General features: G+C 72.2%; 9 protein-coding genes. 5 read left to right on the top strand and 4 right to left on the bottom strand.

Annotated elements, in window-relative coordinates:
• The 4 genes from ACH4MY_RS13940 to ACH4MY_RS13925 form a co-directional block, all read right to left on the bottom strand.
• Nucleotides 1-1,107 carry a monodechloroaminopyrrolnitrin synthase PrnB family protein gene (locus ACH4MY_RS13940; RefSeq protein WP_398002712.1) on the bottom strand — a complete coding sequence of 369 codons (1,107 nt, stop codon included), beginning with the start codon at nucleotides 1,105-1,107 and terminating at the stop codon, nucleotides 1-3.
• 95 nt (nucleotides 1,108-1,202) lie between these two features.
• Nucleotides 1,203-2,630 (bottom strand): MFS transporter, encoded by a 1,428-nt coding sequence (locus ACH4MY_RS13935; protein ID WP_398002101.1) that lies wholly within the window; start codon nucleotides 2,628-2,630, stop codon nucleotides 1,203-1,205.
• Nucleotides 2,627-4,057, bottom strand: a complete 1,431-nt coding sequence (locus tag ACH4MY_RS13930) for a 4-hydroxyphenylacetate 3-hydroxylase family protein (RefSeq protein WP_398002100.1) — start codon at nucleotides 4,055-4,057, stop codon at nucleotides 2,627-2,629. Before ACH4MY_RS13930 ends, ACH4MY_RS13935 begins: the two co-directional genes overlap by 4 nt.
• Before the next feature lie 237 nt (nucleotides 4,058-4,294).
• A complete protein-coding gene (locus tag ACH4MY_RS13925; RefSeq protein WP_398002097.1) occupies nucleotides 4,295-5,314 on the bottom strand; it encodes an AraC family transcriptional regulator in 1,020 nt (339 codons plus the stop codon).
• Nucleotides 5,315-5,432: 118 nt separating this feature from the next.
• Here ACH4MY_RS13925 and ACH4MY_RS13920 point away from each other — a divergent pair, with 118 nt between their 5' ends.
• From ACH4MY_RS13920 to glgB, 5 genes are all read left to right on the top strand, one after another.
• The gene (locus tag ACH4MY_RS13920; RefSeq protein WP_398002095.1) at nucleotides 5,433-6,359 is read left to right on the top strand and encodes an SDR family oxidoreductase; all 927 of its coding nucleotides are present in this window, start codon (nucleotides 5,433-5,435) and stop codon (nucleotides 6,357-6,359) included.
• Between the two features lie 347 nt (nucleotides 6,360-6,706).
• Complete coding sequence (locus ACH4MY_RS13915; protein ID WP_398002093.1) at nucleotides 6,707-8,692, top strand: alpha-1,4-glucan--maltose-1-phosphate maltosyltransferase; 1,986 nt, start codon at nucleotides 6,707-6,709, stop codon at nucleotides 8,690-8,692.
• The gene (treS, locus tag ACH4MY_RS13910; RefSeq protein ID WP_398002091.1) at nucleotides 8,689-10,383 is read left to right on the top strand and encodes a maltose alpha-D-glucosyltransferase; all 1,695 of its coding nucleotides are present in this window, start codon (nucleotides 8,689-8,691) and stop codon (nucleotides 10,381-10,383) included. Before ACH4MY_RS13915 ends, treS begins: the two co-directional genes overlap by 4 nt.
• Nucleotides 10,384-10,617: 234 nt before the next feature.
• Nucleotides 10,618-11,967 carry a maltokinase gene (locus ACH4MY_RS13905; protein ID WP_398002088.1) on the top strand — a complete coding sequence of 450 codons (1,350 nt, stop codon included), beginning with the start codon at nucleotides 10,618-10,620 and terminating at the stop codon, nucleotides 11,965-11,967.
• Nucleotides 11,968-12,598: 631 nt separating this feature from the next.
• Nucleotides 12,599-14,872 carry a 1,4-alpha-glucan branching enzyme gene (gene glgB / locus ACH4MY_RS13900; RefSeq protein ID WP_398002085.1) on the top strand — a complete coding sequence of 758 codons (2,274 nt, stop codon included), beginning with the start codon at nucleotides 12,599-12,601 and terminating at the stop codon, nucleotides 14,870-14,872.
• The last annotated feature ends 170 nt before the right edge of the window (nucleotides 14,873-15,042 follow it).

Raw genomic sequence — 15,042 nt, 5'->3', positions numbered from 1 at the left:
CTACGCGGCGGACGGCCCGACGGGGGCCCCTGCGGGACGGCGCCGCACGGTCGCGCGGCGCACCATGGTCTCGTTCTCCCTGGTCAGGTCCAGGATCGAGCGCAGCAGCGCGACCGGGGCCCCGCCGCTGCCCTCCTCGTACAGCCGTACCTCGTCGCTGTACGCCTTGCGGGCGATGCCGAGGTGCCGGGCGCGGAAGGTCTTCAGGAGGCGCAGCACCCGTCCCAGTGCCTCGGCCGAGGCGGTGAGCGAGGGCGGCAGCCGGTCGGCGCCCTCCCAGCTCACCGCGGCCGACAGCTTGCTCACCGCCGAGACCCCGCCCCGGTGCCGGGCGTGGAAGGCGCGCCAGGCCGGCAGCGCGTACGGCACCGACTCCGCCAGGAAGCCCTCGTAGGCGGGGTCCGAGCGGTCGCACTGCCACAGCGTCAGATCGACCAGCCAGAGCGGCACCTGGGCCGCGGCCGGGCCCAGATAGTCGCGGCCCGCCACCTCGACCTCCTCGAAGTAGGGGCGCAGGGTGAGCGCGAAGTACTCCGGGGAGACCCGCGCCACGGTGAGGTCGATGGAGTCGACCACCGTCCGCACATGACGGGCCACCCGGTCGAGGGCGGCCGCGAAGCCCGGGTCGTACGGTTCGAGGCGGGCGACCCGCCCGCAGTCGTCGAGGGCGGCGACGAGGCCGGGGAAGACCATCCGTACCGCGTCCTGGAGGAGGGCCTCGGTGGGGTGGCCGGTGTACGAGCGGCGGCGCGAGCCCGGCGGGTTCCAGGTCGTGTAGTGGTGGACGGTGTCCCGGGGCACCATGTCGGTGCGGCGGCCGAGGAGTTCGAGGACGGGCAGCGCCTCCGGTACGGCGGCCAGCGGCTGCACGCCGTGGCGCTTCAGCGAACCCAGCAGGATGCCGAGGTCCCGCATCGCGGCGCAGGCGGCGCCGACGCTCCACTGCGCGGCCCGGTCGGGGTCGGGCACCAGGGCGCGCAGCGCGACGGTGAGCGCGGCCACGTCGGCGTCCGTGTTCATCGCGGGTACCGCGGCGAGCAGGGCGTCGGCGCCGAGCGGGTCGGCGGCGCGTATGTCCTCGGTGCGGTGACGCGGGTCGCCGAGCAGCAAGACGTGGGCTCCTTTTTCCGGGGCTCGGTTCGCCGAAGACACACGGCTCACCCGCCGGGGTGGATGGGGCGGCGTTCTCTGGTGTGTGCGGGTCAGCGCAGGCCGGACACCCGGTCCTTCGGCGCGGGGGACGGTTCGGGCGGGTGGAGGCGCAGGGAGGCGAGGGCGGCCGCGGCCGCGAGGGCGGCGCCGGTGAGCAGGGCGGCGCGGTACCCGGCCGTCTCCGCGACCGCGCGGGCCGCGTCCATGCCGTCGGTACGGGTGGTGGCGACGGCCACCAGGACGGCGAGGCCGAGGACGGAGCCGAACTGCTGGCTGGTGTTGACGAGTCCGGAGGCGAGTCCGGTCTCCCCGGGCGCGGCCTCGGCGGTCGCGGCCACGTTCGTGGTGACCACGACCAGCGGCAGGGCGGCGCCGAGGAGAAGGCTGGGGGCGAGGACGGTGGAGGCGAAGCCGCCGTCCGGGGTGAGCGCGAGGGCGAGCCACAGCGTCCCGGCGCACAGCAGCGCGAAGCCCAGGGTCGCCGTCCGGTGCAGACCGATCCGGAAGATGAGCCGGCCGGTCTGCGGGGCGACCGCGACGACCACGAGCGAGAGCGGCAGCAGGCCGAGGCCGCCGCCGAGGGGCCCGTACCCGATGACGTTCTGGAGGTAGAGGCTGACCAGGAAGAACATCGGGAAGAGCGTCGTCTGGGCGAGCGCGGCCAGGAGGTTGGAGAGCCGGAGCGCGGGGCGGGTGAGGACCTCGGGCGGGACGAGGGGCGCGGCGGCCCGGCTCTCGACGGCGGCGAAGGCGAGGAGCAGCGCGAGGCCCGCGCCCCCGGCGCCGAGGGTGCGGGCGGAGAGCCATCCCGCCTCGGCCGCGCCGACGAGCGCGTAGGCGAGGAGTCCGAGTCCGGCGGTCGCGGCGCACGCCCCGGCGAGGTCGAAGCCGCCGTCGCGGGGGCGTCCGGTGCCGTGGTCGAGGAGGCGGAGCGCGAGGACGGCGAGGACGGCGGCGAACAGCACGTTCAGCCAGAACGTGGAGCGCCAGCCGAGGAGGTCGGTGACGACGCCGCCGAGGACCGTGCCGAGGACGCCGCCGAGCCCGCCCATCGCGGCGAACGCGCCGAGCGCCCGGTGCCGGGCGGGGCCGTCGGGGAAGAGCAGGAGCAGCAGGGCGAAGGCGGCGGCCGCGGCGAGGGCGGCGCCGGCGCCCTGGGCGGCACGGGCGGCGACGAGGGCGTCGGCGCCGGGGGCGAGACCACCGGCGGCGGAGGCGACGGCCAGCAGGCCGAGGCCGCCGAGGAAGACCCGCCGGTGGCCGAGGAGGTCGGCGATCCGGCCGCCGAGGAGGAGGAGTCCGCCGAAGGCGATGAGGTAGGCGTTGGCCACCCAGGAGAGACCCGCGGAGCCGGAGCCGAGGTCCTCGCCGATGGACGGCAGCGCGACGTTGACGATCGCGGTGTCCATGATCAGCAGCAGTTGGGTGGAGGCGAGCAGGGCGAGCGCGCCGCGCCGCGGCCCCGGTGGTGCGGTCACCGGGTCGTCCCCAGTCCGTAGCCGTCGAGACACGCCTGGGCGAGGCTCTCGCACTCCCCGGCGGCGCCGGCCCAGGTCTGCATGGTCAGGTAGACGTGCGGGGCGCCGTGGTAGAGGCGCTCGTACTGCTCGTGGCGTCCGGCGAACTCGGAACCGAGGGCGTCCCAGGCGAGCTTGAGGAGTTTGACGCGGTCCTCGGCGGGGTGTCCGGGCGTGCCGAAGTAGCGGCGGACCAGCGGCCCGAGTTCGGGGTGGAGGAGGTCCCGGCCGCTCGCGGGGAGCTGGACGAGGGCCCCGCCCGCGAGGAGCCTGATGTCCTGGACGGCGCGCGGGTAGAGCTCGCCGGCCATGATCCGCTGGGCGAAGGAGATCTCCTGCCCGGGGCGGACGCCGCCGCGCCCGCCGTCGACCTGCTCGAACGAGGCCTCGGCGGCCAGGACGAAGGCCTTGGCCTGGGCGACCATGCCGAGGAGCCGGCCGAGGGCCTGGGTGACGGGCGGCAGTTTCTCGGTGCCGTGGGAGCGGCTGATGAGGATCGCGAGTCCGGTGAGGAACTCCAGCTTGGTCCAGAAGCGGGTGGCGGACTGGTGGACGAAGTTCAGATAGGCGGGGGTCTGCCACCAGACGGCGCCGGTGGTGGCCGGGTCGCGGTAGGTGAGGACCCGTTCCCAGGGCACGAAGACGTCCTCGCAGACCAGCATCGCGTCGTTCTCGTCGTACCGGGAGGAGAGCGGGTGGTCGAAGACGGACCGGGAGCGTTCCTCGTAGGAGGTGCGGGAGATCAGTCTGATCCCGGGGGTGTCGGGCCGGACGGAGAAGGTGACCGCGTGCTCGGTGTCGTCGGCGGCGAGGGGTTCGATGGTGCCGACGAGGATCTCGTCGGCGAAGACCGCGCCGGTGCCGACGGTCTTGGCGCCGCGGACGACGATCCCGCCGTCGTGTTCGGCGACGACCCGCAGGGCGAGGTCGTCCCCGTCCTGTCCCGGGGCCGGGTTGCCGAGGGTGAAGGCGGTGTGCAGGTCGCCCTCGGCGAGCCTGCGGTGGAAGGCGAGGGCGTGTTCGGCGCCGTCGAAGGCGGCGCCGGTGAAGACGGCGGGCGCGGCGGCGAACCCGGCCGCGCCGGCGGCCATGTAGTCGGGGGTGCGGCCGAGGAAGCCGTAGCTGGCCTCGGCGGTGGTCCGGAAGGCCCGGCGGCGGGCGACGAGGTCCTCGTACGAGCGGGGCACGGCGTACGCGCGGCGCACCCCGTCCCGGACGAGGACGGGGTGGTGGACGGGGTCGTCGGCGAGGTCGTAGAGCCCGGCGAAGGAGGCCGCGGTGGACCGGAAGGCGGGGTGGGCGGTGACATCCTTGACCCGTTCTCCGTCGAGCCAGATCTCGCGCCCGTCGCGCAGCCCCTCCAGATACTCCTGCCCGGACCTCGTCACCGGTGTGTCGCCTCTCCTCGGGTGTCACGGCACTGCCGGTCCCGAGACTGTCCGGCACGGCCCGTCCGGACAATGAACGTCCGTCCAGGGGTCCTTAAGAACCGTCCAGGTGCTCCCGAAGATGTCAGGTCGGTCGACCTGGAACCGCTCCGCGGCCGGACCGGGAGCCGACAGGCCGCCGGACCGGGCCGCCCGGCGGCCCTCCCGGAGCCGTCCGACCGCCCGGCCTTCGGCCGCTCAGGCGGCCCGGACGGCTCCCGCGCGGTATTCCCCGGGGGTCACGCCGAACCACTTCCGGAAGGCGAGATGGAAGCCGACGGCGCTCTGGTAGCCGACCCGGGCGGGCACGGCGGACTGGGGCAGCGAGGTCTCGGTCAGCAGCCGCCCCGCCTCCTGCATCCGGCGGGCGGCGAGATACCGGGCGGGCGATTCGCCGACCAGGTCGCGGAAGGCGGCGGTGAACGCGGAGCGGGACATGCCGACCTCCCGGGCGAGGGAGTCGATCGTCCACGGTTCGGCGAACCGGGTCGCCATCATGACGACGGCCCGGCTGATCCCCGGATGCCTGAGCAGGGGCAGCGAGGCCGGGTTCCCGGCGAGTTCGCGGAGCAGCGGGCGGAGCGCGAGGACGAGGGCCATCTCGAAGGCGCGCAGGGTGATGAGCCGGTCGCCCGGCCCGACGGGCCGGTCGGGGGCGGCGAGCAGCCGGAGGGTGTCGCGGAGCAGCGGCTCGCGGTCGACCTGGGGGCCGTCGAGGACAAGGGCCCAGGGCAGCGAGGTGTAGAGGCCGGTGGCGGCGCTGGCGTCGTAGTGGAGTCCGGCGCAGAGCAGCCGGCTCTCGGGTCCGCTGCCTTCGATGACGATCTCGCCGGAGGTGCCGGGCTGCCGCTCGGGCAGGACGGCCTTGAGCGGGACTCCCTGGCGTTCGGGCCGGTCGGCGAGGCGGTGCGCGGCGCCGGTGGGGAAGACGACGAGGTCGCCGGCGTGCAGTTCGAGGGGTGGTTCGTCGTCGGTGGTGATCCAGCAGTCTCCCTCGACGACGTAGTGGAGGACGGCGCAGCTGCGTTCGGCGTCGCCCTCGATGGCCCAGGGGGCGCGGACGTGCCAGCGGCTGTCGAAGACTCCGGTGAGCCGGAGGGGTTTGAGCAGTTCGCTCAGCAGGTCGTCGTGCTCGTCGTGCGGATCGTGCCGGTCGCGCGGATCGCGCGTGCCCCGCTGATCGCGCTGATGGTGACGGTCGGTTCCCACGGTTTCCATGGACGATCCTTCAACTTCCGCCCCGGTTTGTTAATTGAACGGCCGAAGCCGTCGCGGCGAGCCTGGAGAGACGCCGACACGACAGCAGCGACAGCCTATCGAAGGGCCTCAGACACACATGTCCAGTGAGATTCCGATGCGGGTGGCGGTCGTGGGCGCGACCGGGTTCCAGGGGGGCGCCGTGGCGCGTCTGCTCGCCGAGCGGCACCACCGGGTGCGGGCCCTGACCCGGCGCCCCTCGGCCGACCGTCCGCCGCTGCCGGGGGCCTTCTTCCTCGCCGGCGACCTGGGGCGGGCCGAGGACGTCCGGCGGCTCTTCGAGGGGACGACGCACGGCTTCGTGACGATGCCCCTGGTGTACGAGAGCGAGCGGGTGGAGGCGTACGCGCTGAACGTCGCGGCGGCGGCCCTGGACGCGGGGCTCACCCGGCTGGTGTTCAACGCCAACACCCGGATACCGCTGGGGTCGACGGACGTCGCCGCCTTCGAGACGCGGCGGCTCGCGGAACGGGTGCTGCGGGACAGCGGGGTGCCGCTGGTGGTGATCCGGCCGCCGGTGTACCTGGACAACCTGTTCTCGCCGTGGAACGGTCCGGCCCTGGTCGACGAGGGCGTGCTCGCCTATCCGCTGCCGGCGTCCGCGCGGACGGCGTGGCTCTCGCACCGGGGTCTGGCGGAGGCGGCGCTCGCGGCGCTGACCCGGGAGGGCCTGGAGGGCCGGACCTTCGACGTCGGCGGTGAACGCTCGCTGACGGGCGGCGAGCTGGCGTCGGCCTTCGGCCGGGGGCTCGGCCGGTCCGTGCGGTACGAGGAGCTGGATCCGGCCGCTTTCGAGCGCGGCCTCGGCCGTCTCCTCGGCCCGGAGACGGCGGCGGGGGTGGCCGGGATCTACCACTACATGGCGACGGGCGCCGATCCGCTGCTGATGGCGGACGACGACGGGGTCTCGACGGAGGTCCTCGCACTCGAACCGGCCCCGGTGGAGGAATGGGTGGCCCGCCAGCCCTGGCAGGTCTGGTCCTCCGACACGTCCCCGCTGCGCTGACCGCGGGCCCCGGGCCGGGGAATCGCCCGCGGCCGGAATAAACAGCCTCCGCCCCACAAAGGCGGGGGTTGTTTGTTGTCCGGGTCCTGTGCTTGCCGGTACGGCTACGCCCTAGTAGTTAACAAAGCGCCGGGATTGCCCACCCGGGGACCGTGGGAAGGCTCCTGCGGTACCCCCCTAACCCCTCCCCCCCGTGACCCTTGTTCATCCCTGTGGACCCGCCATCCGGGTGAACGCGGACAGGAGCGGCCATGCCCTCGACCCGTCGGCCGTCGACGGAGCTAGAAAGAGCGCACAACCACCACCCGCACCCCCGTAAACCGTCAGGTGATGCTGTGAATCCGCTCATGGGACGCATTCCCGTACTGGACGTACGCCCGCTGGTCGACTGTGGCCGGCGCCCCGCCAAAGCGGTGGCCGGAGAGTCCTTCGAGGTGACGGCGACCGTCTTCCGCGAGGGCCACGACGCGGTCGCCGCCAATGTCGTGCTGCACGGCCCCTCGGGCCGCCCCGGCCCCTGGACCCCGATGCGCGAACTGGCGCCGGGGACGGACCGGTGGGGGGCCGAGGTCACCCCGGACGCCGAGGGCCTCTGGACGTACACCGTCGAGGCGTGGAGCGACCCGGTGGCCACCTGGCGCCATACGGCGAAGATCAAGATCCCGGCCGGGATCGACTCCGAACTCGTCCTCGCCGAGGGCGCCGAGCTCCACGAGCGGGCCGCGAAGGGCGTCCCGAAGAAGGGCGGCGGCCGGGAGGCCGTGCTCGCCGCCGCGGACGCGATGCGCGATGTGTCGCGGCCGGCGGCCGTCCGTCTCGCGGCGGCGCTCACCCCCCGGGTGGTCGACTCCCTCGACCGCCACCCGCTGCGCGAACTCCTCTCGGCCTCCCCCGCGTTGCCGCTCCAGGTGGAGCGGGAGCGGGCCCTGTTCGGCTCCTGGTACGAGTTCTTCCCGCGCTCGGAGGGGGTCCGGAAGGTCAAGGGCCGTACGGTCCCGGGGAACTTCCGTACCGCCGCCGAGCGGCTGCCGGCGGTGGCGGCGATGGGCTTCGACGTGGTCTATCTGCCGCCGGTGCACCCGATCGGCGAGACCCACCGCAAGGGCCCCAACAACTCCCTGTCGGCGTCGCCGAACGACGTGGGCGTGCCGTGGGCGATCGGCTCGCCGGAGGGCGGGCACGACGCGCTCCATCCGGACCTGGGGACCTTCGAGGACTTCGACGCCTTCGTGGCGCGGGCCCGGGAGCTGCGGCTGGAGATCGCGCTGGACTTCGCGCTCCAGTGCTCCCCGGACCACCCGTGGGTGGAGAAGCACCCGGAGTGGTTCCATCACCGCCCGGACGGTTCGATCGCGTACGCGGAGAACCCGCCGAAGAAGTACCAGGACATCTATCCGATCGCCTTCGACGCCGACATGGACGGCATCGTCGCGGAGACCGTGCGGGTGCTGCGGCACTGGATGGACCACGGGGTACGGATCTTCCGCGTCGACAACCCGCACACCAAGCCGGTGGTGTTCTGGGAGCGGGTGATCGGCGAGATCAACCGGGCGGATCCGGATGTGATCTTCCTGGCGGAGGCCTTCACCCGGCCGTCGATGATGCGGACGCTCGGCGCGATCGGCTTCCAGCAGTCGTACACGTACTTCACCTGGCGGAACACCAAGGAGGAGCTCACGGAGTACCTGACGGAGCTGTCCGGTGAGACGGCGGCGCAGATGCGGCCGAACTTCTTCGTGAACACCCCGGACATCCTGCACGCCTATCTGCAGGAGGGGGGCCGGCCCGCGTTCGAGGCGCGGGCGGTGCTCGCGGCGACGCTCTCGCCGTCCTGGGGCATGTACGCCGGGTACGAGCTGTGCGAGGGCACCGCGCTGCGGGACGGCAGCGAGGAGTACCTCGACTCGGAGAAGTACCAACTCCGTCCGCGCGACTGGGAGTCGGCGGAGCGGGCGGGGACCACGATCACTCCGCTGATCACCGCCCTGAACCGGATCAGGCGCCGGCACCCGGCCCTGCGCCGGCTACGGAATCTGTCGTTCCATGACACCGACAATCCCCAGGTGATCGCATACAGCAAGCGATCGGGTTCGAACATTGTTCTGGTTGTCGTCAACCTTGACCCGCACCACACCCAGGAGGCGACGCTCTCGTTGGACATGCCGGAACTCGGCCTCGACTGGCACGAGACCGTTCCGGTGCGCGACGAGCTCACCGGCGACACCTATCACTGGGGCAGGGCCAGTTACGTGCGTCTGGAGCCGGGTGTCACACCCGCGCACGTCCTCGTCCTGCGACCGTCCCCGCAGACCGGAGGGTCACCCACATCATGACCGTCAACGAGCCCGTCCCCGACACCTTCGAGGACACCCCCGCCAAGGACCGCGATCCCGACTGGTTCAAGCGGGCCGTCTTCTACGAGGTCCTCGTCCGTTCCTTCCAGGACAGCAACGGGGACGGCGTCGGCGACCTGAAGGGCATCACGTCCAAACTGGACTACCTCCAGTGGCTGGGCGTGGACTGCCTCTGGCTGCCGCCGTTCTTCAAGTCCCCGCTACGGGACGGCGGCTACGACGTCGCCGACTACACCTCGGTACTTCCCGAGTTCGGCGACCTCGCCGACTTCGTGGAGTTCGTCGACGCGGCCCACCAACGCGGGATGCGCGTGGTCATCGACTTCGTCATGAACCACACGAGCGACCAGCACGAGTGGTTCCAGGAGTCGCGACGCGACCCGGAGGGGCCGTACGGCGACTACTACGTCTGGGCCGACGACGACAAGCAGTACGCCGACGCCCGGATCATCTTCGTCGACACCGAGTCCTCCAACTGGACCTTCGACCCGGTCCGCAAGCAGTACTACTGGCACCGGTTCTTCTCGCACCAGCCCGACCTCAACTACGAGAACCCGGCGGTGCAGGAGGAGATCCTGTCCGCGCTGAAGTTCTGGCTGGACCTGGGGATCGACGGCTTCCGGCTCGACGCCGTGCCGTACCTGTACCAGCAGGAGGGCACCAACTGCGAGAACCTCCCCGCGACCCACGGCTTCCTCAAGCGGGTCCGCAAGGAGATCGACGACCACTACCCGGACACGGTGCTGCTCGCCGAGGCCAACCAGTGGCCGGAGGACGTCGTCGACTACTTCGGCGACTTCCGCTCCGGCGGCGACGAGTGCCACATGGCCTTCCACTTCCCGGTCATGCCGAGGATCTTCATGGCCGTACGGCGCGAGTCGCGCTACCCGGTCTCCGAGATCCTGGCGAAGACCCCGGAGATCCCCTCCGGCTGCCAGTGGGGCATCTTCCTGCGCAACCACGACGAGCTCACCCTCGAAATGGTCACGGACGAAGAGCGCGACTACATGTACGCCGAGTACGCCAAGGACCCGCGGATGCGGGCCAACATCGGCATCCGGCGCCGCCTCGCCCCGCTCCTCGACAACGACCGCAACCAGATGGAGCTGTTCACCGCACTGCTCTTCTCGCTGCCGGGCTCACCGGTGCTCTACTACGGCGACGAGATCGGCATGGGCGACAACATCTGGCTGGGTGACCGGGACGGGGTGCGGACCCCGATGCAGTGGACGCCCGACCGGAACGCGGGCTTCTCCTCCTGCGACCCCGGACGGCTCTACCTGCCGACCATCATGGACCCGGTCCACGGCTACCAGGTGACCAATGTCGAGGCGGGGATGGCGTCACCGTCCTCGCTGCTGCACTGGACGAAGCGGATGATCGAGATCCGAAAGCAGAACCGCGCCTTCGGCACGGGGACGTACACCGAACTCCCGGCGTCCAACCCGGCGGTGCTCGCCTTCCTCCGCGAGGACGGCGACGATCTGGTGCTCTGCGTGAACAACTTCTCCCGGTTCGCGCAGCCGACCGAGCTCGACCTGCGCCGCTTCGACGGCACCCAGCCGGTGGAGCTGATCGGCGGGGTGACATTCCCGGCCATCGGCCAGCTCCCCTACCTCCTGACCCTTGCGGGACACGGCTTCTACTGGTTCCGTCTCAAGAAGGGCTGACCGACGGTCAGTTCGGATTCGTCCGAGGTGGGGCGGTTTCCTCCCGTCCCACTCTGGGCACTGTGAACCACACACGATTCAGGTCCATACGGGCCTTATAGCCGGGCCCATACGGATCTTCCCCCTCCGACACGTCCCGCACATCCGGACAGCCCCAGCCGCCATCCGGGACACTCTGCGCATTTGAACGCATACGAAAGCCAACTGCGCGCCCCGGGGAAAGGACGCGATGCCATGCCGGAGACCGCATCCACCACCCGGGCCCCGGACGCCCTCCTTCCGTCCCTCGCCCCCCTGCTCCACGAATGGCTGCCACGGCAGCGCTGGTTCGCGGGCAAGGGCCGCAGGGTCATCGGATTCACGCTGGAAGCGGCCACCGAGCTGCTGCCCCTGGACGGCCCGGGACCCGGTCTCCTCCATCTGCTCGTACGGGTCGAACAGCCGGGACGCCCGGCAGGAACACCCGCCGACTGCTACCAACTGCTCCTCGGCGTACGGACCCAGCTCCCGCCCCGCCTCGCCCCCGCCCTGATCGGACGGATCAGGCAGGGGCCGCTCGCCGGACGCGCCGTGTACGAAGGGCTGCGCGACCCGCGGCTCGCCGGCCTCCTCTACGAACGACTGCGCACCCCGGGCCGGACCGGCCCCCTGCGCTTCCACGCCACGACGGCACTCCCGCCCGCGCTGGCCCCCCGCATGCTCGACGCCGAACAGTCCAACTCATCCCTGGTCTACGGAGATTCGTTCATCCTGAAGATCTTCCGACGGGTCAGCCCGGGCGCCAACCCCGACCTGGAGCTGCCCCTCGCCCTCGCCGGAGCCGGCTGCGCCCGCGTGCCGGCCCCGGTCGCCTGGTTCGAGTCCGGGGCCTCCACCCTCGGCGTGCTCCAGCCCTACCTCCGCAACTCCCGCGACGGATGGCGCCTCGCGCTCGACGCGCTCGCCGACGGACGGGAGTTCACCGCCGAGGCACGAGCCCTGGGCCGGGCCACCGCCGAAGTCCACCTGGCCCTGGCCGAGGCACTGCCGACCCGGAGACTCCAACGGGCCGAGACCGAGCAACTGGCCGCGGCGATGGACCGGCGGCTGCACGCGGCCGCCCAGGCGGTCCCGGCGCTCATGCCGTACGTCCCCGGCCTCCGCGCGGTCTTCGCGGCGGCGAGCGGCGCGGACGGCGGGAGCGCGGTCCAGCGCATCCACGGTGATCTGCACCTCGGCCAGACCCTGCGGGGCTCCGACGGCGGCTGGGCCGTCATCGACTTCGAGGGCGAGCCGGCGAAACCGCTCGACGAGCGGCGGAGCCCCCAGCCCACGGTCCGCGACGTCGCCGGAATGCTCCGCTCCTTCGACTACGCGGCCCGCACGCACCGGCCCTGGAACGCGGACTGGGCCGCGCGGTGCCGGGCGGCCTACTGCACGGGGTACGCGGAGGCGGCGGGGGCGGACCCCCGGACGGATCCCGCGCTCCTGCGCGCCTACGAGACGGACAAGGCGGTCTACGAGGTCGTGTACGAGGCCCGCCATCGTCCGGACTGGCTCCCGGTCCCGATGTCCGCGATCGAACGCCTCTCGGCCACCCGATGAACCCACCCCACCCCACCACGGACCGAGCCCCACCACGCCCCGCACCCGGGCGCCGCCCACTCCCGCACGAGCGCTGCCCCCGCCCACCCCGGTGCGGGCACGCGCCCGCTGCCCCGCCCGCATGGCGCTGCCCCACCCACCCCGATGCGGGCACGCGCCCACTGCTCCGCCCGCATGGCGCTGCCCCACCCACCCCGATGCGGGCACGTGCACGCTGCCCCGCCCACCCCCGTGTGGGCAATCGTCCCGCTGGGGCGGGACGGGTGGGCACACGGGACGGCGCCCTTGGCGGCGCGTCCGCCCCCTGCGCCCGAACCCGCACCAACACTGCGACGCGCATCCGGTGCGGGTCACGGCAAGGAAGCCTGGGCCCGGCAAAGGGCGACGTTCCGTTGTGCCCACCCGTTCCGCCCTGGGGGTCCCCCCGGACGGAGTCTGGGGGAGGAACGAATGCCCACAACGAGGTGGGCGACCTCCGCCTACCCCCGTTCAGCGCAGTGCCGGGTCGGCCCCCGGTACCCCCGCCTGCGGGAACCCCACCCGCCCCCGTTCGGCCGAGTGTCCCGCCCCCGTACCCCGACGTTGCGCATCCGTACCCCCGTACCCCCGTACCCCATGAGGAGGCATCCCGGTGACCGCCCGCCCCGCAGGCAAGTCGGCCCGCAGCACCACCAAGTCCACCAAGGCCCCCAAGGCCCCCGCGCCACCCCGGAAGGCGCCCCCGCTCGATCCGGGTGACCGGGCCCGGCTGCTCGCCGGGGAGCACCACGATCCGCACGGGGTGCTCGGCGCGCATCCGGTGCGGGGCGGTGTGGTGGTCCGGGTGCTGCGCCCGTGGGCGAAGGAGGTCACCGTCCTCAGCAAGGGCAGGCGCGTCCCGCTCCAGGACGACGGCGACGGGCTCTTCTCCGCGCTGCTGCCCCTCCTCCGCAAGGTCCCGCCGTACGAGCTGCGGGTCCGTTACGACGGGCCCGACGAGCTGGCCGTGCACGACCCGTACCGCTTCCTGCCCTCGCTCGGCGACCTCGATCTGCATCTGATCGGCGAGGGCCGGCACGAGGAGCTGTGGACGGCGCTCGGTTCCCGGGTCATGACCCACGAGGGCGTGTCCGGCACCCGTTTCGCGGTCTGGGCGCCGAACGCGCGGGGCGTGCGGGTCACCGGTGACTTCACGCACTGGGACGGCACGGGGCTGCCGATGCGCTCGCTCGGTTCGACGGGCGTGTGGGAGCTGTTCGTGCCGGGGGTCGGCGAGGGCGCGCTCTACAAGTACGACATCACGCGGCCGGACGGGACGCACACGGTCCGCGCGGACCCGATGGCCCGCCGTACGGAGTGCCCGCCGAACACCGCCTCGATCGTCACGGAGTCGCACTACACCTGGGACGACGAGGAGTGGATGGCGCGGCGCGGGGAGCGGCCGCCCCACGAGGCGCCGCTCTCGGTGTACGAGGTCCACCTGCCCTCCTGGCGGCCGGGGCTCACGTACCGGCAGCTGGCCGAGCAGCTGCCCGCGTACGTCCGGGACCTCGGTTTCACGCATGTGGAGCTGATGCCGGTCACCGAGCATCCGTTCGGCGGCTCGTGGGGCTACCAGGTGACCGGGTTCTACGCGCCGACGGCCCGGATGGGCACTCCGGACGACTTCAGGTTCCTGGTCGACGCGCTGCACGCGGCGGGGATCGGGGTCCTGATGGACTGGGTCCCGGCGCACTTCCCGAAGGACGACTGGGCGCTGGCGGAGTTCGACGGGCGTCCGCTGTACGAGCACGAGGACCCGCGCCGCTCGCACCATCCCGACTGGGGAACACTGGAGTTCGACTACGGCCGCAAGGAGGTGCGGAACTTCCTGGTGGCGAACGCCGTGTACTGGTGCCAGGAGTTCCACATCGACGGGCTGCGGGTGGACGCGGTGGCCTCGATGCTCTATCTGGACTACTCGCGGGAGCACGGCGAGTGGCTGCCGAACGAGTTCGGGGGCCGGGAGAACCTGGACGCGGTGGCCTTCCTCCAGGAGATGAACGCGACCGTGTACCGGCGCTGCCCGGGGATCGTGACCTTCGCGGAGGAGTCGACCGCCTGGGACGGGGTGACGCGGGCGACGGACCAGGTGGGGCCGGGTGGTTTCGGCGGTCTGGGCTTCGGCATGAAGTGGAACATGGGCTGGATGCACGACTCGCTGGAGTACGTGCAGAAGGAGCCGGTGCACCGCAAGTACCACCACCACGAGATGACCTTCTCGATGGTGTACGCGTACAGCGAGAACTACATCCTGCCGATCTCCCACGACGAGGTGGTGCACGGCAAGCGGGCCCTGGTGTCGAAGATGCCGGGCGACTGGTGGCAGCAGCGTGCCAACCACCGCGCCTATCTGGGCTTCATGTGGGCCCATCCGGGCAAGCAACTGCTCTACATGGGGCAGGAGTTCGCGCAGGGCGCCGAGTGGTCGGCGGATCACGGTCCGGACTGGTGGCTGCTGGATCCGGCGTACGGGGCGGAGCCGGACCATCGGGGGGTGCGGGATCTCGTCCGGGACCTGAACACGGTGTACCAGGCGACGCCCTCGCTCTGGGAGCGGGACACCGCCCCGGAGGGTTTCCAGTGGGTGGCCGGGGACGCGGCCGAGGACAACGTCTTCGCCTTCCTGCGTTTCGACGCCTTCGGCTCGCCGCTGCTGGCGGTGTCGAACTTCTCGCCGGTCGTGCGGCACGACTACCGGCTCGGTGTGCCGGAGGCGGTGGTGGCGTGGGCGGAGGTCCTGAACACGGACGCCGGCCGGTACGGCGGCGGGGACGTGGTGGGGCGGGATCCGGTCAAGACGGAGTCGGTTCCGTACCACGGCCGTGCGGCCAGTGTCCGGATGACGCTGCCGCCCCTGGCGACGGTCTGGCTGCGGCCCGCCTGAGCCCCGAGGGGGCGCGCGAGCGCCCTCCGTGGGCCTAGCCGGACACTACCCGCCGGTAAAGGACTCTACCTGTCCGATAATTGACGCTCGTTCAGTTGATGGTTCACCTGTTCGGGCATCCCGCTCATTGTTCGGCTATCTTCGCTCTCCGGATCAGGCCGACAGGTCCA

Source organism: Streptomyces sp. NPDC017246, assembly GCF_044331325.1.
Lineage (GTDB): Bacteria > Actinomycetota > Actinomycetes > Streptomycetales > Streptomycetaceae > Streptomyces.
The sequence above is the reverse complement of the archived record's forward strand: the minus strand, read 5'-3'. Positions and strand labels throughout refer to the sequence as shown.

Coding starts and splice junctions, on each gene's coding strand:
- ACH4MY_RS13925 (WP_398002097.1), bottom strand. CDS start 5,314: ATGGAAACCGTGGGAACCGACCGTCACCATCAGCGCGATCAGCGGGGC.
- ACH4MY_RS13920 (WP_398002095.1), top strand. CDS start 5,433: ATGTCCAGTGAGATTCCGATGCGGGTGGCGGTCGTGGGCGCGACCGGG.
- ACH4MY_RS13915 (WP_398002093.1), top strand. CDS start 6,707: ATGGGACGCATTCCCGTACTGGACGTACGCCCGCTGGTCGACTGTGGC.
- treS (WP_398002091.1), top strand. CDS start 8,689: ATGACCGTCAACGAGCCCGTCCCCGACACCTTCGAGGACACCCCCGCC.
- ACH4MY_RS13905 (WP_398002088.1), top strand. CDS start 10,618: ATGCCGGAGACCGCATCCACCACCCGGGCCCCGGACGCCCTCCTTCCG.